The 24,525-nt window shown below is 40.4% G+C and carries 24 protein-coding genes and 2 tRNA genes; 18 read left to right on the top strand and 8 right to left on the bottom strand.

Going from position 1 to position 24,525, the window contains the following annotated elements:
- The first annotated feature begins 41 nt into the window (after positions 1–41).
- The 5 genes from ileS to GD631_RS16145 all read left to right on the top strand — a co-directional run bounded on the left by ileS (position 42) and on the right by GD631_RS16145 (position 6,157).
- Entirely contained in the window at positions 42–3,530 is a 3,489-nt protein-coding gene (gene ileS, locus GD631_RS16165; RefSeq protein WP_143258586.1) for an isoleucine--tRNA ligase, read from the top strand.
- 34 nt (positions 3,531–3,564) lie between these two features.
- Positions 3,565–3,945 (top strand): TraR/DksA family transcriptional regulator, encoded by a 381-nt coding sequence (locus GD631_RS16160; protein WP_004295883.1) that lies wholly within the window; start codon positions 3,565–3,567, stop codon positions 3,943–3,945.
- Positions 3,946–4,042: 97 nt separating this feature from the next.
- Positions 4,043–4,699, top strand: coding sequence for a lipoprotein signal peptidase (locus tag GD631_RS16155; protein WP_143258585.1), 657 nt, complete (start codon positions 4,043–4,045; stop codon positions 4,697–4,699).
- Complete coding sequence (locus tag GD631_RS16150; protein ID WP_143258584.1) at positions 4,689–5,765, top strand: DUF4296 domain-containing protein; 1,077 nt, start codon at positions 4,689–4,691, stop codon at positions 5,763–5,765. The genes GD631_RS16155 and GD631_RS16150 overlap by 11 nt, the downstream gene beginning before the upstream one ends.
- 5 nt (positions 5,766–5,770) lie before the next feature.
- Positions 5,771–6,157 (top strand): hypothetical protein, encoded by a 387-nt coding sequence (locus GD631_RS16145; protein WP_143258583.1) that lies wholly within the window; start codon positions 5,771–5,773, stop codon positions 6,155–6,157.
- Here the strand turns inward: GD631_RS16145 and GD631_RS16140 are convergent.
- On the bottom strand, positions 6,108–6,872 hold the full coding sequence (locus GD631_RS16140; RefSeq protein WP_143258582.1) for a TrmH family RNA methyltransferase: 765 nt from the start codon (positions 6,870–6,872) through the stop codon (positions 6,108–6,110). The genes GD631_RS16145 and GD631_RS16140 overlap by 50 nt on opposite strands.
- Positions 6,873–7,014: 142 nt before the next feature.
- On the opposite strand from GD631_RS16140, the gene tamL reads away from it, so the two are divergent.
- The gene (tamL, locus tag GD631_RS16135; protein WP_143258581.1) at positions 7,015–9,324 is read left to right on the top strand and encodes a translocation and assembly module lipoprotein TamL; all 2,310 of its coding nucleotides are present in this window, start codon (positions 7,015–7,017) and stop codon (positions 9,322–9,324) included.
- Here the strand turns inward: tamL and GD631_RS16130 are convergent.
- From GD631_RS16130 to GD631_RS16120, 3 genes are all read right to left on the bottom strand, one after another.
- A complete protein-coding gene (locus GD631_RS16130; RefSeq protein ID WP_143258580.1) occupies positions 9,278–9,730 on the bottom strand; it encodes a nuclear transport factor 2 family protein in 453 nt (150 codons plus the stop codon). The two genes, tamL and GD631_RS16130, sit on opposite strands and share 47 nt — an antisense overlap.
- Positions 9,731–9,821: 91 nt before the next feature.
- On the bottom strand, positions 9,822–10,373 hold the full coding sequence (locus tag GD631_RS16125; protein ID WP_004316429.1) for a DUF3332 domain-containing protein: 552 nt from the start codon (positions 10,371–10,373) through the stop codon (positions 9,822–9,824).
- Between the two features lie 97 nt (positions 10,374–10,470).
- A complete protein-coding gene (locus GD631_RS16120) occupies positions 10,471–10,920 on the bottom strand; it encodes a DoxX family protein (RefSeq protein WP_143258579.1) in 450 nt (149 codons plus the stop codon).
- Between the two features lie 161 nt (positions 10,921–11,081).
- Between GD631_RS16120 and GD631_RS16115 the strand changes: the two genes are divergently transcribed.
- Positions 11,082–11,330, top strand: a complete 249-nt coding sequence (locus GD631_RS16115; RefSeq protein ID WP_143258759.1) for a DUF6965 family protein — start codon at positions 11,082–11,084, stop codon at positions 11,328–11,330.
- A 125-nt stretch (positions 11,331–11,455) separates the two neighbouring features.
- Here GD631_RS16115 and GD631_RS16110 read toward each other — a convergent pair whose 3' ends face one another.
- Positions 11,456–11,878, bottom strand: a complete 423-nt coding sequence (locus GD631_RS16110; RefSeq protein ID WP_143258578.1) for a BT0820 family HAD-type phosphatase — start codon at positions 11,876–11,878, stop codon at positions 11,456–11,458.
- A gap of 96 nt (positions 11,879–11,974) precedes the next feature.
- Between GD631_RS16110 and GD631_RS16105 the strand changes: the two genes are divergently transcribed.
- From GD631_RS16105 to GD631_RS16085, 5 genes are all read left to right on the top strand, one after another.
- Entirely contained in the window at positions 11,975–13,363 is a 1,389-nt protein-coding gene (locus GD631_RS16105) for a peptide MFS transporter (protein WP_143258577.1), read from the top strand.
- Between the two features lie 82 nt (positions 13,364–13,445).
- A complete protein-coding gene (locus GD631_RS16100; protein WP_117685434.1) occupies positions 13,446–14,249 on the top strand; it encodes an MBL fold metallo-hydrolase in 804 nt (267 codons plus the stop codon).
- An 89-nt stretch (positions 14,250–14,338) separates the two neighbouring features.
- Positions 14,339–14,411, top strand: a tRNA-Lys gene (locus GD631_RS16095).
- Positions 14,412–14,443: 32 nt separating this feature from the next.
- Positions 14,444–14,516: transfer RNA gene (locus tag GD631_RS16090), tRNA-Lys, on the top strand.
- A gap of 73 nt (positions 14,517–14,589) precedes the next feature.
- Positions 14,590–15,099: an HXXEE domain-containing protein gene (locus GD631_RS16085; protein WP_143258576.1), complete on the top strand. Its 510-nt coding sequence runs from the start codon at positions 14,590–14,592 to the stop codon at positions 15,097–15,099.
- 65 nt (positions 15,100–15,164) lie between these two features.
- Here the strand turns inward: GD631_RS16085 and uxaC are convergent, their stop codons facing one another.
- Positions 15,165–16,571 (bottom strand): glucuronate isomerase, encoded by a 1,407-nt coding sequence (gene uxaC, locus GD631_RS16080; RefSeq protein ID WP_143258575.1) that lies wholly within the window; start codon positions 16,569–16,571, stop codon positions 15,165–15,167.
- Positions 16,572–16,769: 198 nt separating this feature from the next.
- Here uxaC and GD631_RS16075 point away from each other — a divergent pair, with 198 nt between their 5' ends.
- The 3 genes from GD631_RS16075 (at position 16,770) to GD631_RS16065 (ending at position 19,773) form a co-directional block, all read left to right on the top strand.
- Complete coding sequence (locus GD631_RS16075) at positions 16,770–17,837, top strand: LacI family DNA-binding transcriptional regulator (protein ID WP_143258574.1); 1,068 nt, start codon at positions 16,770–16,772, stop codon at positions 17,835–17,837.
- 26 nt (positions 17,838–17,863) lie between these two features.
- A complete protein-coding gene (locus tag GD631_RS16070; protein WP_143258573.1) occupies positions 17,864–19,303 on the top strand; it encodes a tagaturonate reductase in 1,440 nt (479 codons plus the stop codon).
- Between the two features lie 242 nt (positions 19,304–19,545).
- A complete protein-coding gene (locus tag GD631_RS16065; protein WP_143258572.1) occupies positions 19,546–19,773 on the top strand; it encodes a DUF3791 domain-containing protein in 228 nt (75 codons plus the stop codon).
- A gap of 262 nt (positions 19,774–20,035) precedes the next feature.
- On the opposite strand, the gene GD631_RS16060 is transcribed toward GD631_RS16065, so the two are convergent.
- Positions 20,036–20,563, bottom strand: a complete 528-nt coding sequence (locus GD631_RS16060; protein WP_118219892.1) for an FHA domain-containing protein — start codon at positions 20,561–20,563, stop codon at positions 20,036–20,038.
- Between the two features lie 18 nt (positions 20,564–20,581).
- On the bottom strand, positions 20,582–21,676 hold the full coding sequence (locus GD631_RS16055) for an HU domain-containing protein (RefSeq protein WP_143258571.1): 1,095 nt from the start codon (positions 21,674–21,676) through the stop codon (positions 20,582–20,584).
- 90 nt (positions 21,677–21,766) lie between these two features.
- On the opposite strand from GD631_RS16055, the gene rfbC reads away from it, so the two are divergent.
- From rfbC to GD631_RS16040, 3 genes are read left to right on the top strand one after another with little or no spacing between them, the layout of a single operon-like run.
- On the top strand, positions 21,767–22,315 hold the full coding sequence (gene rfbC / locus GD631_RS16050; RefSeq protein WP_143258570.1) for a dTDP-4-dehydrorhamnose 3,5-epimerase: 549 nt from the start codon (positions 21,767–21,769) through the stop codon (positions 22,313–22,315).
- A gap of 26 nt (positions 22,316–22,341) precedes the next feature.
- A complete protein-coding gene (locus GD631_RS16045; RefSeq protein WP_143258569.1) occupies positions 22,342–23,655 on the top strand; it encodes a UDP-glucose dehydrogenase family protein in 1,314 nt (437 codons plus the stop codon).
- Between the two features lie 35 nt (positions 23,656–23,690).
- Complete coding sequence (locus GD631_RS16040; RefSeq protein ID WP_143258568.1) at positions 23,691–24,488, top strand: DUF4738 domain-containing protein; 798 nt, start codon at positions 23,691–23,693, stop codon at positions 24,486–24,488.
- Positions 24,489–24,525 lie beyond the last annotated feature (37 nt).

Here is a 24,525-nt window from a genome sequence, read left to right as displayed (position 1 = left end):
CCTCAAATTGTAAATTGTAAATAGTAAAATCGTAGACAGCTATGGGTAAGAGATTTACTGAATATTCGCAGTTTGACCTTTCGCAGGTGAACAAAGATGTGCTGAAGAAATGGGACGAGAACCAGGTTTTCGCCAAGAGTATGACAGAACGTGATGGCTGTCCTTCGTTCGTGTTTTTCGAAGGACCTCCCTCGGCTAATGGTATGCCGGGTATTCACCATGTAATGGCTCGTACCATTAAGGACATTTTCTGTCGCTACAAAACGATGAAAGGTTATCAGGTGAAGCGTAAAGCCGGATGGGATACGCACGGACTGCCTGTGGAACTAAGTGTAGAAAAGGCATTAGGTATCACAAAAGAAGATATTGGTAAGAAAATCTCTGTTGCCGACTACAATGCGGCTTGTCGGAAAGACGTGATGAAATATACCAAGGAATGGGAAGACCTGACTCATCGGATGGGATATTGGGTGGATATGAAGCATCCTTATATCACGTATGATAATCGCTATATTGAAACATTATGGTGGCTATTGAAACAACTGCATAAAAAAGGATTGTTGTATAAAGGATATACTATCCAACCGTATTCACCGGCTGCCGGAACAGGATTGAGCTCACATGAGTTGAATCAACCGGGCTGTTATCGGGATGTAAAAGATACAACGGCCGTTGCCCAATTTAAAATGAAGAATCCTAAACCGGAAATGACGGAATGGGGAACTCCTTATTTTATCGCTTGGACAACTACTCCATGGACATTGCCCTCAAATACGGCTCTTTGTGTGGGACCCAAAATTGACTATGTGGCTGTACAGTCTTACAACGCTTATACCGGAGAACCTATCACGGTTGTTCTGGCAAAAGCTTTATTGAATGTACACTTCAATGCAAAAGCTGCTGATTTGAAATTGGAGGACTACAAAGCCGGAGATAAACTTGTACCGTTTAAAGTGATTGCCGAATACAAAGGCACTGATCTTGTCGGTATGGAATATGAGCAGTTGATTCCTTGGGTGAAACCGGTTGAGGTATCCGAAAATGGCAACTGGAAGCCTAGTGATAAGGCTTTCCGTGTAATACCGGGTGATTATGTAACGACAGAAGACGGTACAGGTATCGTTCACATTGCACCTACATTTGGTGCGGATGATGCGAATGTGGCACGTGCTGCAGGAATCCCGGCATTGTTCATGATTAATAAGAAAGGCGAAACTCGTCCGATGGTGGATCTGACCGGTAAATTCTATCTGTTGGATGAACTGGACGAAACCTTTGTGAAAGAATGTGTTGATGTAGATAAATACAAAGAATATCAGGGTGCATGGGTGAAAAACGCCTATGATCCTCAATTTATGGTAGACGGTAAGTTTGATGAGAAAGCTGCGCAAGCAGCCGAATCGTTGGATATCGCTCTTGCTATGATGATGAAAGCCAATAATCAGGCTTTCAAGATAGAAAAGCATGTCCACAACTATCCGCACTGTTGGCGTACAGACAAACCGGTGCTTTATTATCCATTGGATAGCTGGTTTATCCGTTCTACCGCTTGCAAGGAGCGAATGATGGAATTGAATAAAACCATCAACTGGAAACCGGAATCTACCGGAACCGGCCGTTTCGGCAAGTGGCTGGAAAATCTGAATGACTGGAACCTTAGCCGTTCTCGTTATTGGGGTACTCCATTACCTATCTGGCGTACAGAAGATAATACGGATGAGATATGCATCGAATCTGTAGAAGAACTTTATAATGAAATCGAGAAATCGGTAGCTGCCGGATTTATGAAATCTAATCCATACAAGGATAAAGGTTTCGTTCCGGGGCAATATTCGGAAGAAAATTATGATAAGATTGATCTTCACCGTCCTTATGTAGACGATGTCATATTGGTATCGAAAGATGGCAAACCGATGAAGCGTGAATCAGACTTGATTGATGTATGGTTCGATTCGGGTGCTATGCCATACGCGCAGATCCATTATCCGTTCGAAAATAAAGAACTGTTGGATAACCGTCAGGTATATCCGGCTGACTTTATCGCCGAAGGAGTAGACCAGACTCGTGGCTGGTTCTTTACCTTGCATGCTATCGCTACCATGGTATTTGACAGCGTGTCCTACAAAGCTGTTATTTCTAACGGTTTGGTACTCGATAAGAACGGTAACAAGATGTCTAAGCGTTTGAATAACGCTGTCGATCCGTTTACTACGATTGAAAAGTATGGCTCTGACCCATTGCGTTGGTACATGATTACCAATTCTTCTCCGTGGGATAACCTGAAATTTGACGTTGAGGGAGTGGAAGAAGTGCGTCGTAAGTTCTTCGGCACTTTATATAATACGTATTCATTCTTTGCGCTTTATGCGAATGTAGACGGATTTGAATATAAAGAAGCCGATGTACCGATGGCAGAACGTCCGGAGATCGACCGTTGGATCTTGTCTGTATTGAATACATTAATAAAGGAGGTAGATACATGCTATAATGAATATGAACCGACAAAGGCAGGACGTTTGATCTCTGATTTTGTGAATGATAATTTGTCCAACTGGTATGTTCGCCTGAATCGTAAACGTTTCTGGGGTGGTGAATTTACACAGGATAAATTGTCTGCTTATCAGACATTGTACACTTGTCTCGAAACAGTGGCCAAACTGATGGCTCCTATATCTCCGTTCTATGCAGACCGGTTGTATACAGACTTGATTACAGCAACAGGACGTGACAATGTAGTTTCTGTCCATCTTGCCGAATTCCCGAAATATCAGGAAGAAATGATAGACAAGGAATTGGAAGCCCGCATGCAAATGGCACAGGATGTTACATCTATGGTGTTAGCATTGCGCCGCAAGGTGAATATCAAGGTACGCCAACCGCTGCAGTGTATCATGGTTCCGGTGGTAGATGAAGAGCAGAAAGCTCATATCGAAGCTGTGAAGAACCTGATTATGAATGAAGTGAATGTAAAAGAAGTCAGATTCGTTGATGGTGCAGCCGGTGTATTGGTGAAAAAAGTGAAATGTGACTTTAAAAAGTTAGGCCCGAAATTTGGCAAGCAAATGAAAGCAGTAGCTGCAGCTGTTGCGGAAATGTCACAGGAAGCTATCGGTGAATTGGAGAAAAACGGAAAGTATACATTAAACTTGGATGGTGCGGAAGCTGTTATTGAGGTATCAGATGTCGAGATCTTTAGTGAAGATATTCCGGGATGGTTGGTTGCCAATGAAGGCAAACTGACAGTAGCGCTTGAAGTTACCATTACCGAAGAATTGCGTCGCGAGGGCATTGCCCGTGAATTGGTGAACCGTATTCAGAATATACGTAAGTCAAGCGGCTTTGAGATTACAGACAAAATAAAAATAACAATCTCGAAAAATACGCAAACAGATGATGCGGTAAATGAATATAATACTTATATTTGTAACCAGGTTTTAGGCACATCTCTTGAACTTGTAGATGAAGTGAAAGACGGAACAATGCTGGAGTTTGACGACTTCTCATTGTTTGTGAATGTGATAAAAGACTAATACTATATTGATTAACCTTTAAAATTGTAAAGTTATGGCAGAAAAGACTAGATATTCGGATGCGGAACTCGAGGAATTCCGTGCCATTATTATGGAGAAACTGGAATTGGCACAACGTGACTATGAACAGTTGAAGAAAAGTTTGATGGGACTGGACGGTAATGATACCGATGATACATCTCCTACGTATAAAGTATTGGAAGAAGGAGCTAATACGCTCTCCAAGGAAGAGACAACCCGACTGGCACAACGTCAGCTGAAGTTTATTCAAGGATTACAAGCAGCTTTGGTACGTATTGAGAATAAAACGTACGGCATTTGCCGTGAAACCGGAAAGTTGATTCCGGCAGAGCGCCTGCGTGCTGTTCCTCATGCTACATTAAGCATTGAAGCAAAGAACAGTGGTAAAAAATAACAGATAGCAAGTAGGCTACAGGTAACGAGCTACAAGTAGCTGCGCAAAGTTTACGCACGGCACTTGTAGCTCGTTATGTTTAACTTATAATAAACACATGAAGAAACTATTCACGAAGGGGAGAATTGCCCTTCTCGTTATCTTTTCCGTATTGATTATTGACCAGATCATCAAGGTCTGGATTAAAACTCACATGTACTGGCATGAAAGCATACGTGTGACAGATTGGTTTTATATCTATTTCACCGAAAACAACGGGATGGCTTTCGGCATGGAAATCTTCGGCAAGTTATTCCTGACAACATTCCGCATTGTTGCGGTAGCATTGATAGGGTGGTATCTCTATAAAATCATAAAGAAAGGGTTTAAAACAGGTTATATCGTCTGTGTGGCTCTTATTCTGACCGGTGCTTTGGGGAATATCATAGATAGCGTGTTCTATGGAGTTATTTTCAATGAAAGCACTCATTCGCAGATTGCCAGTTTCATGCCCGAAGGTGGTGGATATTCTACCTGGTTTTACGGAAAAGTGGTGGATATGTTTTACTTTCCGATTATAGATACAAACTGGCCTACATGGATGCCGTTTGTGGGTGGAGAGCATTTTATATTCTTTAGTCCGATCTTTAATTTTGCAGATGCCGCTATCAGTTGCGGTATCATTGCCTTATTACTCTTTTATAGTAAATATTTGAATGAGTCTTATCATTCGCTGGATAAAGATAAAAAGGAAACTACGGATCATGAAAAATAAATTTCGGTTTCATCTGTGTCTCATCTGCATGTTCGTTTTTGCGGTAGCCGGGTGTAAAGTGAAAAGACCCAGTGATGTAATCTCGGAATCGAAGATGGAGAATTTGCTGTATGATTATCATGTGGCAAAGTCTATGGGAGATAATTTGCCTTATAGTGAGAACTATAAGAAAGCATTATATATCGACGCCGTTTTCAAGAAATATGGGACTACACAAGCTGCATTTGACTCATCCATGGTTTGGTATACCCGTAACACAGAAATTTTATCGAAAATTTATGATAAGGTGAAAAAACGCTTGAAAGACGAACAGGAACTTGTTGGTGACCTGATAGCCAAGCGTGATAAGAAACCGAAAATGACCAAGCAGGGTGATAGTATCGATGTCTGGCCGTGGCAGCGTATGATACGTTTGACCGGTGAAATGATGGATAATCAATATGTATTTACTTTGCCGACCGACTCTAACTACAAAGACCGGGATACATTGGTATGGGAGGTGCGGTATCGTTTCCTGGAACCGATGCTTGCCGACTCTTTAAGAGGTGTCACTATGGCCATGCAGGTGATTTATGAAAAAGATACGATCAATCATTGGAAAACGGTGACTGAATCGGGTGTGCAACAAATTCGTTTGTTTGCAGATACATTAGGTTCGATGAAAGAAATAAAAGGTTTCATTTATTATCCGATGGATAGCCAGGAAAAAGGCGGAGCAGTATTGGCTGACCGCTTCGTGATGACTCGTTATCATTGTACGGATACGCTCGCATTTGCCGTACGTGATTCTTTGAATAAGATAAAAGCATTGAAAGCGGATTCTTTGAAGAAGATAGCTACTAAAGAAAATGTTGACTCTTTACATAAAGTCATAGACAAGAATAAAGATGACATGCAGCGTCTGACACCGGAAGAGATGAACCGTCGTCGTACGGGAACTCATCGTGAGAAGAAGCCGGAGCAGATTCAGGTGGAACAGCATATCCAAAAGGAACGGATTGAGCAAAGAAAGGAACGCCAGATGAATCAACGCAGGCAGCAACAGCAAAGACGCTCAAACAACTAATTGTAATGAAACGCTTTGCTTCTCATTATTTGCTGATACCTGCTGTCGGATATATGAAGCAGCAGGTGGTAGAGATCACCGACAAAGGAGTTGCCCGAGGTGTATTCCCATTGACCGGAGAGATTGAATCGGTTGAATGGATGCCGGGAGTGATTGTGCTGCTTTCTGAAAGTCAGATGAAGGAAATAAAAAACACTGGGATGATTTTAAAAAACATCCCAGTGTTTCAAATCAATCTTCCCAGTGTTTCGAATCAATCTTCCCAATGTTTTAATGAGTATCTGCAGGAAGCAGAAAAGAAGGGGGAAGCTTTATTTCCTTATTTGTTTTATCCTTTTGATTTTACTTCCATGCAGCCTGTCGACGGAACTCGGCACAGATTACTGCGGTAGCAATGGCTACATTCAGAGACTCGGATGTCTCTTGGCCTGCCGGGTAATTGGGGATATATAATTTTCGGTTGATTAATGTGGCTACCTCTTTCCCTATGCCATTCCCTTCATTTCCCATTACTATCAAGCCATTGGCCGACAATGGTTGTTCATATATATTTTCCCCATCCAGGAACGTACCGAACACAGGAGTATCTCCGAGCGACCGGATAAAATCGGGAAGAGAAGTATAATGTACTTTCACCCGGGCAATTCCGCCCATAGTGGCCTGTATGGTCTTAGGGTTATATACATCTACCGTATTCTGCGAGCAGATGATATGTTCGATGCCAAACCAGTCGGCCAAACGGATAATAGTACCCAGATTTCCGGGATCTTGCACATCATCCAATGCAAGGCAAAGCGATTGGCGGACTGCTTCCGTATCCAGTGCGTATTGTGGTTGTTCGAAAATGGCAAGTACCTGTTGGGGAGTTTTCAATAAACTGGCCCGTGAAAGATCTTCCTGTGAAACTTCTGCCAGTTCACTTGTGTCAATACCCGGATGTTCCTGAAGCCAGGAGGGAGTGGCAGCTAAAAAACGACAGGGGAAATGTCCGAGTAAATCACCTACCAATTTAGGCCCTTCAGCCAGAAATACCCGCTCTTCTTTACGTATTTTTTTCAGTTCCAGCGAGTGGATATACTTTATTTTGTTTTTACTTAATGATGCCATAGATTTGATATTCTTTTGCAAAGCTATAAAGATATTTCCAATCTATCCTTACTTTCCTCTCTTTTTCTTAAATTATTTTCCCCGTCAGAAAATATAATTTATCTTTGTAAGCGCATTTTTCATGCTATCGATGTAAAACCGTATGAGGAGAAATTTTCTTTATTTGCTTGCTTCTGCTGCTGTCTTGTCACTTGCTTCGTGTACTACCACTAAGTTTGTGCCGGATGGATCTTACCTGCTGGATGAAGTTAAAATTCGTACGGACCAAAAAAATATACGGCCTTCTTCCTTGCGTATGTATGTTCGCCAAAATCCTAATGCCAAGTGGTTCAGTCTGATAAAGACCCAACTTTATGTGTACAATTTGTCGGGGCGTGATTCGACCAAATGGGGGAATAAGTTCTTGAGAAGAATAGGGGATGCTCCCGTAATATATAGCGAGGACGAAGCGCAACGCTCTGAAGAAGAGATCACTAAGGCTGTGCATAATATGGGATATATGGCAGCAACAGTGAAACGTTCGACTAAAGTAAAAAAGAAAAAGATCAAAGTCTATTATGATGTAACGGCAGGCAAGCCATACGTTGTCCAATCTATCAAATATGATATTTATGATCCTAAAATAGCTGCGCTTCTCAAACAGGATTCTGCCAGAAGTTTGCTGAAGGAAGGAATGTATTTTGATGTGAATGTATTGGACGCGGACAGGCAACGTATCACGAATAAGTTACTTCGGAATGGTTACTATAAATTTAATAAGGACTATATCGGATATACTGCCGATACCGTTCGTAATACTTATAATGTAGATCTGACTCAACATTTGCAGATGTATAAAGCTCACGCAAGTGATTCGGCAAGAGAACATCGGCAATATTGGATCAATAAGATTAATTTTATTACGGATTATGATGTTTTACAGTCCTCGGCAATGAGCAGTGTGGACATCAATGATTCGGTTCATTATAAGGGATATCCGATTTACTATAAGGATAAACTCTATTTGCGTCCTAAAGTTCTTATGGATAACCTTCGGTTTGCTTCCGGCGACCTGTATAATGAGCGCGATGTGCAGCAGACCTATTCCAGTTTTGGACGTTTATCGGCATTGAAATATACAAATATTCGTTTTATTGAGACTCAAATAGGAGATTCAACGATGCTCGATTGTTATGTGATGCTGACCAAGAGCAAACATAAATCAGTAGCTTTCGAGGTAGAGGGAACTAATTCTGCCGGTGACTTGGGAGCGGCAGCTTCCGTCTCTTTCCAGAACAGGAATCTTTTTCGCGGATCGGAAACTTTTATGATAAAATTCCGCGGAGCGTATGAAGTTATTTCCGGACTTCAGGCAGGTTATTCGAATAATAACTATACAGAGTACGGGGTGGAAACGAGTATCAACTTCCCTAATTTTCTGTTCCCTTTCATTTCCTCTGATTTTAAACGGAAAATCAGGGCGACAACAGAGTTTGGTTTGCAGTATAATTATCAGTTGCGCCCGGAATTCCTGCGTACGATGGCTTCTGCCAACTGGAGCTACAAGTGGACACAACGTCAAAAGATACAACACCGTATTGATTTGATTAATATTGCTTTTCTATATTTGCCTCGTATCTCTGACAGGTTTAAAGAAGACTATATTAATAAAGGACAGAACCATATTTTCCAGTATAATTATCAGAATCGATTAATTGTAAATATGGGATATAGCTATAATTATAATAGCGTGGGAGGGTCTATTATTAACAATACGATTGCTTCTAATTCATACTCCATCCGTTTTAATTTCGAGTCGGCGGGAAATATAATGTATGCCCTGTCTAAAGCTACCAATATTCGGAAGAATAGTAATGGTGAATACGCTATTTTGGGAATTCCTTATGCTCAATATCTGAAAGGAGAGTTTGATTTTGCTAAAAATATCAGAATCGACCATCGTAACTCTTTTGCGTTTCATGCCGGTGTGGGAATAGCTGTGCCTTATGGAAATGCAAAAACGATTCCGTTTGAGAAACAATACTTCTCCGGTGGAGCCAATAGTGTTCGCGGATGGGCAGTTCGCGATTTGGGACCGGGTTCTTTTGCCGGAAATGGAAATTTGCTCGATCAATCGGGAGATATTAAGCTGGATGCCAGCATTGAATACCGAAGCAAATTATTCTGGAAATTTCAGGGAGCGGCATTTATTGATGCAGGTAATATCTGGACTATCCGGAATTATGCCAACCAACCAGGAGGAGTTTTCAAGTTTGACAAGTTTTATAAGCAAATAGCCGTGGCCTATGGACTAGGGCTTCGCCTGGATTTAGATTTCTTCATCCTTCGTTTTGATGGAGGTATGAAAGCAGTCAATCCCGCCTATGAAACGAAGAAAGAACATTTCCCGATTATTCATCCTAAATTTAGTCGTGACTTTGCCTTTCATTTTGCTGTGGGATATCCTTTCTAATCAGCCATTTATTATTTTCTCTTACTAATTGGAGGGTATCTTGCAGAGAGTTCATATATTCCATTTTCCCTTCAACAGGATTGATGACGAATGCATTTTTTATTTGGCAAACAACCGTCGCTTCCTCTGAATTAGCATCTATCTTGCTTAAAATAACAGAAACTTTCGCAGCACCTCGTGTCTTGAGCTGATCCAGATGAGTTTGCCGCACATTGGACGCTAAAAAGCTAAGATAGGACAGGGAAGAAGGGGTACTCCATGCTTTGGCGACCGGATAATTGAAATTGTAGAAGGCTTCGCAGAAATCTATGGCTGTTTGTTCTATTTGAGTTTGGGGAGTTTGTTGTTGACAGGATAGACAAGTGAATATGAGAGCAGAATAGATAAGTGTATATAGTTTATTCATAGTATAAAAAGATGCTGGATAGAAGATGAGATTGAAAAAGGAGATGAAACTTCAATAAGTAGTTTCATCTCCTTCGTATTTGTTTTTATTTTTAGCGGGCGGCAAACATAAGATTACTCATTGTAGCCTGGCGTGCTGCCAGCATGCCTTGAGCATCCAACGTTACATTCATCTTTTCGCCATTCGGTAAGAACAAATCAGCAGTGCCGTCATTGTTCATTTTTACTAATTCAGCGCTTTCACCGTTTGCAACGACGTTCCATGTGTTAGCTTCTTTGTTGTAAATCAAATCCATTGAAGCAGTTTCGCCTTCTTTAGTAATAGAATATCCATTCTCAAGAGTTTTCACCATGTAGTTGCCGTTCTCTCCTTTTACTTTCTTTACGTCACCTACATTAGCCATCGGATTGGAACCACTCCAAAATTCGATAGAATTGATAACTAAAGCATCAGCCAGGTAAGCTACACCATAAACCGGAACAATGTTGAAAGCAAGGAATACGAGTTCGTTTACAAACTTGTTTCCAACTGATTGATTCCAGGAAGACAGGCGGTTGAATAAACTGAATGATCCTACACAAGAACTGAATAATAAGCTACCGCTAAGCACTACTGCGACTAAAGTCAGTTTCCCTCTTTTCATGTTAAAACATTTTTTTTTGATTAATAAAAAATATTGATAATTTCTCTCATACAAGTATGCAAATATAATATTTTTTAATTAATCAGGGGGATTATTTCTAATTTTTGTATGTTCTTGATTTTCGTCTTGACAATTCGTTTCCTATGATATGGTCTATTGAAAATTTACCCGGACCAGCAATATACATCAATATGAATACCACTAAATAAATGAAAGCTAGCTCTTTAACAGCAAATACGTCATTTGCGTGAACAACAAAGAAAGCTACTATCATCGTGAAAATCATCGGGATCATTGCCAAGCGATACAAGAAGCCTACAATAAATGCCATTGAACATACAAGTTCACCAAAAATAGCTAATCCGAGAGACAGGGGACTTCCTATTCCAAGCGGATCAGGAAATGCCGTAGAAAGCTCTTGGAAATTACTCCATTTTTGGATACCATGGTTCATTAATAATATGCCGAAGATGATCCGGACAGCCAATAGCAACAAAGACACTTTTGTTGTATTCGATTTTGTGGGGAATAAGAAATCATAAATCATAAGTCGTTCTATTTTTAAGTTTATCTCTATTTATATAAACATAAAAAATCTTGAAATTGTTCTTTGCTGATAGCACAACTTGTAGAATCTCTGCCAGTTCTTCGGTTATTCCTTGTTTATGAATAAATAAACTTTGTATCTTTGTGGAAAATTCTAAAAATATGGCGCAACATACTTATGACAATGAAGCTGTCCAGGAGTTACTGAACTGGGCAAAAAAGATGATCGAAACAAAGAATTATCCAACTGAAAGATATCAGGTCAATCAATGTACTACAATTATTGATGGTAAATCGTATTTGGAATCGTTGATTGCTATGATTTCCAGAAACTGGGAAAATCCGACTTTTTATCCTACTATTGAGCAACTATGGGAGTTCAGGGAAAAGTGGGAAAACAGAGAATCGTAGTAAATGGCCATTCCATGTTGGGAGATAAGTTATTTCATCATATAGAAATGCACTCTTAATCATGTCGGATAAGAGTGCATCATCTATTTTTTTGTATATCTGTCAGCTTGCTATTTTTCTATTTATTAGAAAGGCAGCCATCTTTTCTTCTTTTTTGATGATGTTTTTTCCTCTTCTCCGTTTTGGCCATAAATATCCGCAAACGTCTTTTTCTCTTTAATCATTGCATAAATAACTCCCCAATCCGGCAAACCGCCTAAGTTCCGATCGTCAATGAACATATCGGCTTTCAACTTTCGTGAAAATCCCTGATGGTCTTTTTGTTCTTCAGGATAATCCTTATTAACGGCATAAAATTCTAAACCTCTGGCTTTACACCATTCGACAGCTTCGTCCAAAAGTGCCCCTTCACGCACACTCCATAGTATTAAACGATGCTTTTCTTGTTGCAATAACTTCAATGTGTCAACAGCGAATGGAATTTCTTCACCAATGCGTGGATAACGATGTTCTACAATCGTTCCGTCAAAATCAACAGCTATAATCATAGTTTTTAATTACCTAATTTTGAACAAAGATACAGACAGTAAGCCAAAAAAACGTATCTTTGTCTCAAATTAACATTTTAATAAATTAATAAATACATGAACAATTCCCCTCAGCGTGCTGCTAAAGGCTTTACGAGAGCATTTTGGGTCAGCAACACAGTCGAACTGTTTGAGCGTATGGCATATTATGCCGTTTTCATCGTTCTCACTATTTATCTATCTTCCATTTTAGGTTTTAATGATTTTGAAGCAAGTATGATTTCCGGGCTTTTTTCCGGCGGGTTGTATCTGCTTCCTATTTTTTCCGGTGCTTATGCTGATAAGATCGGTTTCCGGAAGTCAATGATTATAGCATTTTCCTTATTATCCGTCGGATATTTAGGATTGGGAGTATTGCCCACTTTGCTGGAAGCTGCCGGCTTGGTTAGTTATGGCGTCACTACTCAATTTAATGGTTTGCCCGATAGCTATACCCGGTGGATCATTGTGCCTGTCTTGTTTGTGCTTATGGTGGGAGGTTCTTTCATTAAGTCCATCATTTCTGCGTCTGTAGCTAAAGAAACAACAGAGGCAACGCGTGCGCGTGGTTATTCCATCTTTTATATGATGGTAAATGTAGGTGCTTTTACCGGTAAAACAATTATCGATCCTTTGCGTAATGTTATTGGTGAACAAGCGTATATCTATATTAATTATTTCTCCGGTGCGATGACAATTATTGCTTTGCTTGCTGTTATTCTCCTTTATAAATCAACGCACACGGCTGGTGAAGGAAAAAGTCTCCGTGAGATTGGGCAAGGATTTATGCGCATCATCACCAACTGGCGTTTATTGATTCTTATTCTGATTGTTACAGGGTTCTGGATGGTGCAACAGCAACTTTACGCCACTATGCCTAAATATGTGATCCGGTTGGCCGGCGAGACGGCGAAACCGGGCTGGATTGCTAATGTGAATCCTTTTGTGGTGGTTTGTTGCGTTAGCTTTATCACACGTTTGATGGCAAAGCGCAGTGCGATTACTTCGATGAATGTGGGAATGTTTTTGATTCCTTTTTCGGCGTTGCTGATGGCATGTGGAAACTTGCTGGGCAATGATCTTATTACAGGCATGAGCAATATTACCCTGATGATGATTACAGGTATAGTGGTACAGGCACTTGCCGAATGTTTTATTTCGCCACGTTATCTGGAATATTTCTCTTTGCAGGCTCCTAAAGGCGAAGAAGGAATGTATTTAGGGTTCAGTCATTTACATTCCTTTCTTTCTTCCATCTTTGGTTTTGGTCTGGCGGGAATTCTGCTCACCAAATATTGTCCGGATCCTGCTTTGTTCGAGACACGGGCAGCGTGGGAGGCAGCTAGCGCAAATGCCCATTATATATGGTATTACTTTGCTGCTATTGGCCTGATTGCCGCTGTAGCGCTACTATTATTTGCGAAAATCACCGAATCCATCGACAAAAAGAAGGAATCTTCTCGGTAATTCTATTCTTTTTTATGTATATTTGCCGTCACTTTGCTGTAAAAGTTGACGGCATTTTGCATTTTAATAAAGAGGATAAAACATGAAAGTAAAATTTATAAGCCTGGCGAGTGGCAGTAGTGGGAACTGTTATTATCTGGGCACTGAAACCTATGGAATACTGATAGATGCCGGAATCGGTATACGTACTATCAAAAAAACACTGAAAGATTATAATATCTTGATGGATAGTATTCGTGCGGTATTTATAACGCACGATCATGCTGACCATATCAAAGCTGTGGGTAATCTGGGAGAAAAAATGAATATTCCTGTTTATACAACCGCACGTATTCATGCTGGAATAAATCGTAGCTATTGTATGACGGAGAAACTCAGCTCGTCAGTTCGTTATCTGGAAAAGCAAGAGCCGATGACTTTGGAGGATTTCCATATCGAATCTTTTGAAGTGCCGCATGATGGAACGGACAATGTGGGGTATTGCATTGAAATCGACGGCAAAGTCTTTTCTTTCTTAACGGACCTTGGAGAAATTACTCCTACAGCTGCCCATTATATCAGTAAGGCCCATTATCTGATACTTGAAGCTAACTATGATGAGGAAATGCTCAAAATGGGGCCTTATCCTCAATATTTGAAAGAGCGGATTGCAAGTAAGACCGGACATATGAGTAACTCTGATACTGCGGAGTTTTTAGCGGAAAATATCACTGAACATTTGCGATATATCTGGTTGTGTCATTTAAGTAAAGACAATAATCATCCGGAGCTAGCTTATAAAACGGTGGAATGGAAATTAAAGAACAAAGGTATTCTTGTAGGTAAAGATGTGCAACTACTTGCTTTAAAGCGAAATACGCCTTCCGAGCTTTATGTGTTCGAATAAAGACGAAAAAAAGATAGTAAAAAAGCTGCATGATTGTTTGGTCAAATAAAATAAAAGACCTACTTTTGCAACCGCAAACGAGGAATTAAGCACTCTTAGCTCAGTTGGTAGAGCAACTGACTCTTAATCAGTGGGTCCAGGGTTCGAATCCCTGAGGGTGTACAAATTCACGGTTGCAATGAAAATAACATGTTGCACTCTTAGCTCAGCTGGTAGAGCAATTGACTCTTAATCAATGGGTCCAGGGTTCGAGTCCCTGAGGGTGTACTAAAAAGAGGTAACTAAAGGTTGCCTCTTTTTTTGTATATCAATACTTGAATGATAATAAGGAATAAAAACGATGGAATACCTATATTTATTGCCCATAGTATTCATGATTCATGAATTTGAAGAGATAATAATGCTTCCGACATGGTTGGATAAGAACAAGGCTATGTTGTACGTGCGCTTCCCTTTTATGAAAGATAAAGTAGATTCTTTGAGTAATGCGCCGGTTTTTGTCTTGACGGTATTGGAAGAGTTTATAATTATATCAGCTTGTACGGTTATGTCAATCTGCATGAATGATTTGACGGCTTGGTATTGTTGTTTGATTGCCTTCGGTTTGCATCTGATAGTGCATATCATTCAGTTTTTGGTGATAAGGAAGTACATACCTGTTATTGTTACGTCGGTATTATGTTTACCGTATTGTATTTGGGCCTTTATTCAGGTTAAAGACTGTTATACGCTGAATGAAACATTGCTTTGGGGATTTGTCAGCGTTGTGGTTTGTGTTGTGAATCTACTGTCAATGCATAAGATAAGCCCTAAGTTGTGGAATTGGATGAATGGTAATAATAGAACATAAAAAATACCGCTACTCAAATATTCGACTTTGGTAGCGGTATTTTTTTATAGTGTAACTACTATCTGTTAGAACTTGAAGAAGTTCTTAGCATTATTGTAGCTGATATCTTCAATCATTTGGTTTACGCGTTCCATTTCAGATGCAGGGATTTCTCCGTTCTCTACGTCGCGTCCTACCAAGTTACATAATGTACGGCGGAAATATTCATGACGCGGGTAGGATAGGAAGGAACGAGAGTCTGTCAACATACCTACAAAGCGGCTTAGGAGACCAAGCACAGACAAGGCGTTCATTTGTTTTTCCATACCATCCTTTTGATCGAGGAACCACCATCCCGAACCAAACTGAATTTTTCCCGGGATAGAACCATCCTGGAAGTTGCCCAACATAGTTGCAATCACTTCATTTGCGCATGGGTTCAGGTTATAAAGGATTGTTTTGGTCAATTTGCCATTGGTGTTCAGGCGGTCAAGGAATTTAGCCATTGCTTTGGCTGTGGTAAATTCACCGATAGAGTCGAAACCGGTATCAGCGCCCAGTAATTTGAACATCTTAGTGTTGTTATTACGGATAGCACCGTAGTGGAACTGTTGAGTCCATCCTTTTTCCCAGTCCATTTCACCGAAGATAACAAGCATGGCCGATTTGAATTTCAGAATTTCTTCTTTGGTCAATTCTGTACCGCCATATACCTTATTAAATATAGCCTTGATTTCAGCATCAGTGTAATCTTCTGCGTAGAATTCTTCAATACCATGGTCAGACAAACGGCAACCTTGTTCTGCGAAGAAGTCGTGACGTTTGCGCAAAGCAGCGATCATATCATCAAAATTGGAGATAGTGATGCCGCTAACTTCTGCCAGCTTTTCTACATAACTACGGAAATCAGCAGGGACTTCTACCGCCATAGCCTTATCAGGACGCCAAGTTGGCAACATCTTGATTTCAAATCCGCTTTCACGTGTTTTGATGTGATATTCCAGTGAATCGATAGGATCATCCGTAGTGCAAACAGTCTCTACGTGATAACGACGCATCATTCCACGAGCTGAATATTCAGGTTGAGACAGCTTTTCGTTACATTCATCGTAAATTTCGCGTGCAGTTTGCGGATTCAATATTTTATTGATACCAAATGCTGTTTTCAATTCGAGGTGAGTCCAGTGATACAGTGGATTACGGAAAGTATAAGGAACTGTTTCCGCCCATTTTTCGAATTTTTCCCAGTCGGTGGTATCTTTTCCTGTGCAGAAACGTTCGTCTACGCCATTTGTACGCATTGCGCGCCATTTGTAGTGGTCACCGCCCAACCAGATTTCAGTCAGTGATTTAAACTTGTAGTCGTCAGCTACCATTTGGGGGATAAGATGACAGTGATAGTCGATGATCGGCATTTTAGCCGCATGCTCGTGATACAACTTTTGCGCGGTTTCTGTCTGCAGCAAGAAGTTTTCGTCCATGAAGTTCTTCATTATTACTGTGTTTTAAGTATATAAAATTATTACTTTCTGTATTTATACCTATATAGTATTGATTTTAAAGCTAATAGGCGTAAATCTCGTTTTAGTTTTATTAACCGTTATCGAACACAAAAATAGAAAATTTACTTGGAGTAACAAAATAATTCGTATATTTGCAGCGATTATTTATAATATTTAAGTTTTAGCACTATGGAGGACCAGAACTATACCATTAAAGACATAGCCCGTATGGCCGGTGTTTCCGCCGGAACGGTGGACAGGGTGTTGCACAATCGTGGCGACGTGTCTCCCAAAAGCAAAGCTAAAGTACAAAAGGTATTGGATGAGATTCATTATCAGCCCAATGTATTTGCTATCGGTTTGGCTGCTAAAAAGAAATATTCTTTCCTCTGCCTGATACCTTATTATATAGAGCACGACTATTGGCATTCGGTAGTCGGGGGGATTGAGCGTGCCCGGCAAGAGTTGCGTCCTTTTAATGTGAGTATAGATTATCTGTGCTATCATCATGGAGATGAGAAAAGTTATCGGGAAGCCTGCCTTTCTATAAAAGAAAAGAATGTAGACGCAGTATTGATTTCTCCGAATTTCCGGGAAGAGACGCTGGCGCTGACAGCTTATCTGCAGGAAAATAAGATAGCTTATGCTTTTGTTGATTTCAATATGGAAGAAGCGAGAGCCTTGACGTATATTGGGCAGGATTCCTATAAGAGTGGATATATCGCAGCAAAAATATTGATGCGCAACTATTCAGCGGGAGAAGGCCAGGAGCTAGTCTTGTTCTTAAGTAATAATAAAGATAATCCGGCTGAAATACAGATGCAACGTCGTTTGAATGGTTTTATGAGTTACATAGCTGAGGAATATAATAACTTGCTAATCCATGAGGTAGTACTCAATAAATCCGATCAGGAAAGCAATCAACAGACATTAGATGAGTTTTTCCGGGTGCATCCGAAGGCTGTGCTGGGAGTTGTATTTAATTCCAGGGTGTATCAGTTGGGAGAGTATCTCCGTCATGCGGGACGTAGCATGAAAGGGCTGATAGGATATGACCTTTTGAAAGCAAATGTAGAGCTGCTAAAATCAGGTGATGTGCATTATTTAATCGGGCAACGTCCGGGATTGCAAGGATATTGCGCGGTGAAGGCTTTGTGCGACCATGTCGTGTTTAAGAAGTCTGTTGAACCTGTAAAATATATGCCTATCGACATCCTGATTAAAGAGAATATTGATTTTTATTTTGAATTTGTATAATATCAACTTTATAAATTACAACTAACATGAAAGCATTAAACAAAGAAACTGCTCCTAAGACACAACGTCCGGAGCGTATTATCCAATTTGGCGAAGGTAACTTCTTGCGTGCATTTGTTGATTGGATTATTTACAACATGAACCAGAAAACTGACTTTAATAGCAGTGTGGTAGTGGTTCAACCCATTGATAAAGGTATGGTCGATATGCTGAATGCTCAAGACGACCTTTATCATGTTAATCTTCAAGGGTTGGATAAAGGAGAGGTAGTTAACAGCTTGACAATGATTGATGTAATCAGTCGCGCACTGAACCCATATTCTCAAAATGACGAGTTTATGAAATTGGCAGAGCAACCTGAAATGCGTTTTGTTATTTCAAACACTACAGAGGCTGGTATTGCTTTTGATCCGTCCTGCAAACTTGAAGATGCTCCTGCTTCATCTTATCCGGGTAAGCTGACTCAATTGTTGTATCATCGTTTCAAAACATTCAATGGTGATAAGACAAAAGGCTTGATTATTTTCCCTTGCGAGCTTATTTTCCTGAATGGACATAAGTTGAAAGAAACCATTTATCAGTATATTGAATTATGGAACCTGGGTAATGAGTTCAAAACTTGGTTTGAAGAAGCTTGTGGCGTATATGCGACATTGGTAGACCGTATCGTTCCGGGATTCCCGCGCAAAGATATTGCTGCTATCAAAGAAAAACTGCAATACGATGATAACTTGGTTGTTCAGGCTGAAATTTTCCATCTGTGGGTGATTGAAGCTCCGCAGGAAGTTGCTAAAGAGTTCCCGGCCGACAAGGCAGGTTTGAATGTGTTGTTTGTTCCTTCGGAAGCTCCTTACCATGAACGTAAGGTCACTCTGTTGAATGGGCCGCACACTGTTCTTTCTCCGGTGGCTTATCTGTCCGGAGTGAATATCGTACGTGATGCCTGTCAACACGAAGTAATCGGTAAATACATTCACAAAGTAATGTTCGATGAATTGATGGAAACATTGAATTTACCGAAAGATGAGTTGGAAAAATTTGCCAATGATGTATTGGAACGTTTCAACAATCCATTCGTAGATCACGCAGTGACAAGCATCATGCTGAATTCTTTCCCAAAATATGAAACTCGTGATTTGCCGGGATTGAAGACTTATCTCGAACGTAAGGGCGAACTTCCTAAAGGTCTGGTACTTGGTTTGGCCGCTATCATTACTTACTATAAAGGTGGTGTACGTGCTGATGGTGCTGAAATTGTTCCGAATGATGCTCCTGAAATCATGAACCTGCTGAAAGAGCTTTGGGCAACCGGTTGTACAAAGAAAGTAACCGAAGGTGTTCTGGCTGCTGACTTTATCTGGGGAGAAGATTTGAATAAGATCCCGGGATTGGCAGAAGCCGTAAAAGCAAACTTGGATTCTATCCAGGAAAAAGGAATGCTTGAGACCGTTAAAGGTATTCTGTAAGATATAAGATTATAACCATAAGGTTAATAAGTAGAGGGCATTTTGATAGAGGAAACAACTATCAAAATGCCCTTAACTGTTAGATAATTAAGAGGCGGAAAGTGGTTAATTATTAAAGATTAAGAAGCAAATGAATCGAAAACAATAAAAAGAATATTAAACTTTATCTGTTTCCGGATATATTCATTAACTTTATAATTGGCTCAATTGGGCTTTATACAGGATTAATATGGAGAATTTGATTGAATTATTCACATACAGAAGTGACATTAGCATTTGTGGCGTCTTGCATTGAAAGCACGGCACGTCGGTTAGGTAAATCATATCAAGAAATATTTGCCCGCATGAAGCGTGTAGGCATGATTGAGAATTACATTTTACCTTGCTATGATGTATTACATACTGAAAGTCGTGAGCATGTGACTGATAATATGATAGAATGTCTGACAACTTGGGAGGCAAAACAATGAAGATCACTGTATATCATGGAGGAACGGAACGAGTTGTAGCATTACAGCATCTAGCTCAATACCAACCGAACAACCAGATTTGTTTGTTAAACCAAGAGTAACGGATAAATACCTTACCTATGATGGAACAGAATTGGCTAAGTGACGTTTTATGAAAGCAAGACTTGTGCTGACTTGCATGACAAGGAGACAGGGCTTTATCTCTACGGCAATCTCTATATCGCTGATGAATTTATGCGAGAATATCAAAATAAGCTATAAATCATTCAGCTGCATGTAAAATAAATGTAGTAGCTCCGATAGTCACAATAGCGCCGTCCTCAATGCGTACACGATCTTTATCCCCTAGGATTTCATTCATGAGGAAAGTACCTGTCAGGCTAGGAGCATCTCGTAATGTATAAACAAGTTTTCCTTGCTTATTACGTTTGATATTGATGATGCAATGACGTCGATCCATACTCATATCACCACTTTCAATGGGCGTATTGATAGAAGTTCCCACACAACGGCGGCCTATGACATTGTCACCCTCTTGTAAGGGCAATATCTGTTTATAACCGAATACATTTTCGATAACAGTGATATATCCGAATTCTTCTTTATGGGATTCAGCTTCTTCTTCCAGGTTTTCTTCCTTTCTAAGAGCCTTTACTTTGCTTTTTCCAAGCCGGATGCTGAATTGCTTGCCGCAATGCTCACATTCGAATACCAGTGATTGGCCTTCGCTATACTTGGTTTCATCAAAAAAAAGGTAATTCTCACATTTAGGACAAAGAACTCGTTTCATGCTTTTAAAAAGGGATTTTTATTTAGCCAGTAACCAGGCATTCTTATAAGTTTCGTTTTTTCTTAGCTCAAGTAATTGCTTGGTCGCTTCATTACGGTTGTCGAATGAACTGATGCTGACACGTACTTTTCCATCCATGTTCAGCGCTTTTGCATTAGCAAACCCTTTTGATTTTAATTGGGCTGCTATGGCTTCTGCATCTTTCAGGCTGATTCCTCCTGCCACTATGATATGGAAAGGATGATTGGCGCTTTCTTGAGATTTAACCGCAGGAGCAGTAGCTGCCATTTCCTGTTTGGCCACTTTTACTTCTCTAACTGCGATTGGTTTGGAAGTCTTGGCCTTATTCGCTGTATGCTTTTTAGCAGATGAAGTCTTCGTTGAAGAAGAAGTTGAAGCAGTAGCGGAAAGCTTCTTAGCCTGTTGCATTGCATCACTCTTAACATACACAGGAGTTACTGCAACCGATTGCTTTTCTATTTGCTCAAAAAGCTCACTGGGCAATAATTGTGCATAATTGTTCTTTTGAACATCGGTATTCTCTACCGGAGTTGAAAAGGCAAAGAACAAAACGATGGCAGCAATCATTGCTGCAGCATTGCGAAGATATGCACGGTTGATACTGATTTCAAAAGTCTTCTTTTCCTTCTCCGGATGAGCCGGTACCCATACTTTTGCTTTCTGTTGCAGAACGGAAAGTTCATGCATTTCAAAAGAGTCGAGACCGTATAATGAAGGAGTCGTTATCTTATAGTCATAAGGAACAAACTCATAGTTACCATAAATGTTATAATGAATCTCGCCTATATTATCCAAATGGGCTTTTCCTTCTTCATGAAGGAGACCGATGAATTCGTTTACTTCCTTTTCTACTATGCGGCTGGCGTCAGCAAAACTCGTGTCATACGCTGACATATAAGATTGCACTAATACACCGTCATTCAGTTTTAATTGAGGATTAAAGCCGATTGTGCGGGTAGGAGGTAAAAATATATTTTCTTCCTTTACGTGGGTTGCAGGCGAGTAATGCGCTACAAAACCGCCAAACCCCGGAACAATGACGCAGTCGTTTTCCAGTAATAAAGTCTCTATATGTTGTGCCAATTCAATCATGTCTGCAAAATTACGAGATAAATTGAATATATCCCAGAAAACTTCGAAAAATTCACTACTTTTGCATCGTTTTATTTATCACTATCAATAATGAACTATATACAGACGGAAATAGACGGAGTATGGCTGATAGAGCCTAAAGTTTTCTCCGATGAACGGGGCTATTTTATGGAAGCCTATAAGAAAGAAGAGTTTGATGCCAATATTGGTCCCGTAGATTTTATACAGGACAACGAGTCGAAATCATCTTTTGGTGTGTTACGTGGATTGCACTATCAGAAAGGAGAATACAGTCAGGCGAAATTGGTTCGTGTTCTTAAAGGAAAAGTGCTGGACGTTGCCGTTGATTTGCGCAAATCATCGCCTACGTTTGGAAAGCATATCTGCGTATTGCTTAGTGAGGAAAACAAGAGACAATTTTTCATTCCCCGTGGTTTTGCTCATGGTTTTGCTGTTTTGAGCGAAGAAGCTGTATTTACATATAAGGTAGATAACAAGTATGCTCCGCAGGCAGAAGCTTCTATTTTATATAATGATGAAACATTGGGGATAGACTGGCCGTTGGCAGAGTCGCAAATGGTATTATCGGCGAAAGACAGAGAGGGAACTGCCTTTAAAGATGCCGCTTATTTTGAATGAATTTCTAAACAAACAATAGATTTAGTATGAAAATTGCAATCGTGGGAACAGGGTATGTGGGGCTGGTGTCAGGTACATGTTTTGCCGAAATCGGCGTGAATGTAACGTGCGTAGACACGAATAAAGAGAAAATCGAATCTTTGCAAAAGGGGAATATTCCGATTTATGAGAGTGGATTGGAAGAGATGGTGCTCCGTAATATGAAAGCAAAGCGATTGAAGTTTACAACCTCATTAGAGAGTTGTCTGGATGACGTAGAGGTTATATTCAGTGCGGTTGGCACTCCTCCGGATGAAGACGGTAGCGCTGATTTGAAATATGTGTTGGAGGTGGCCCGTACCATTGGTCGCAATATGAAACAATATAAATTGGTAGTTACCAAAAGCACCGTTCCGGTGGGTACTGCCAGTAAGGTTCGCGCGGTTATTCAGGAAGAATTGGATAAGAGAGGCGTGAAGGTTGATTTTGACGTGGCTTCTAATCCGGAATTCCTGAAAGAAGGAAATGCGATCAGTGACTTTATGAGCCCGGACCGTGTGGTAGTGGGAGTGGAGTCGGCACGTGCGGAGAAATTGATGTCCAAACTATATAAACCATTCTTATTAAATAATTTCCGTGTGATTTTCATGGATATTCCATCTGCGGAAATGACTAAATATGCGGCGAACTCGATGTTGGCAACCCGTATCAGCTTTATGAATGATATCGCAAACTTGTGCGAAGTCGTTGGCGCAGATGTGAATATGGTACGTAGCGGAATAGGTTCGGACACCCGTATCGGACGTAAGTTCCTGTATCCGGGCATCGGATATGGTGGTTCCTGTTTCCCTAAAGACGTGAAAGCATTGATTAAGACTGCGGAACAGAACGGTTATAATATGCGGGTGCTTAGCGCTGTGGAAGAAGTGAACGAACAACAGAAAAGTGTCCTGTTTGAAAAGCTAAAGAAACAGTTTAATGGTGATTTGCAAGGTAAGACTGTGGCTTTGTGGGGACTGGCATTTAAACCGGAAACGGATGATATGCGTGAGGCTCCGGCATTAGTCCTGATCGATAAATTGTTGAAGGCAGGTTGCAAGGTGCGTGCATACGATCCGGCTGCCGTGCAAGAGTGCAAGCGTAGAATTGGAGAGACAATCTATTATGCTTGTGACATGTACGATGCGGTGCTGGATGCTGATGTATTGATGCTGGTTACCGAATGGAAAGAATTCCGTCTGCCTTCATGGGCCGTTATCAAGAAGACGATGTCCCAGCAAATAGTGTTGGACGGGCGTAATATATATGATAAAAAAGAGATGGAAGAGCTCGGATTTGTTTACCATTGTATTGGTAAATGAAAAAATAGGAGTATCTTTATACAAAACTAAGATAGATGATGAAAAATGTGGCTGTATCGTTAATGGCAATTCTTTTCGCGGCATGTAGCGGCAATAAAGGTCCCCATTCTCTTCAACAGGAGAAAGAGGATCTTAGCGCAAAAGAGCTACTGCAGGGAATTTGGCTGGACGATGAAACGGAGAGCCCGTTGATGCGCGTGGAAGGAGATACCATCTACTATGCAGATGCACAAAGTACTCCCATTGCATTTAAAATAATGCGGAACACTCTTTACACTTATGGAAATGATACCACTTATTATAAGATTGATAAGCAAGGGGAGCATATATTCTGGTTCCATTCCATTACGGATAATGTAATAAAGCTGCATAAATCTGAAGACCTCAATGATTCTGTCTATTTCGTCCGTCAGGAACTTGTGGTTCCGACTTATACAGAAGTAACCAAACGCGATAGTGTAGTGACCTACAACGGCACTCGCTATCGTGCATACGTATATATTAACCCATCTAAAATGAAAGTCATCAAGACGACTTATTCCGAAGACGGGATTAGTATGGATAATGTGTACTATGATAATGTGATGCACATCTGTGTGTACGAAGGTAAAAAGAGCCTGTTTGCCAGTGATATAACCAAACAGATGTTTGAGAAAGTGCTTCCTGCGGATTTCCTGGCGCAATCGATCCTGTCAGATACAAAGTTTGTGAAAGTAAACCGGAATGGTTTTCATTATCAAGCTATATTAGCCATTCCGGAAACTTCCATATATAGCATTGTAAATATGGAAGTGAGCTTTAAAGGCGATTTGGAGATTACTTCATCCAAATAAGGACTCTATATTCTATCTAAATAGAAATCAGGCTTCT

The sequence above is a fragment of the Bacteroides luhongzhouii genome (assembly GCF_009193295.2).
Taxonomy (GTDB): Bacteria; Bacteroidota; Bacteroidia; order Bacteroidales; family Bacteroidaceae; genus Bacteroides; species Bacteroides luhongzhouii.
Note: the sequence above shows the minus strand (reverse complement) of the source record. Positions and strands in the feature narration are given on the sequence as shown.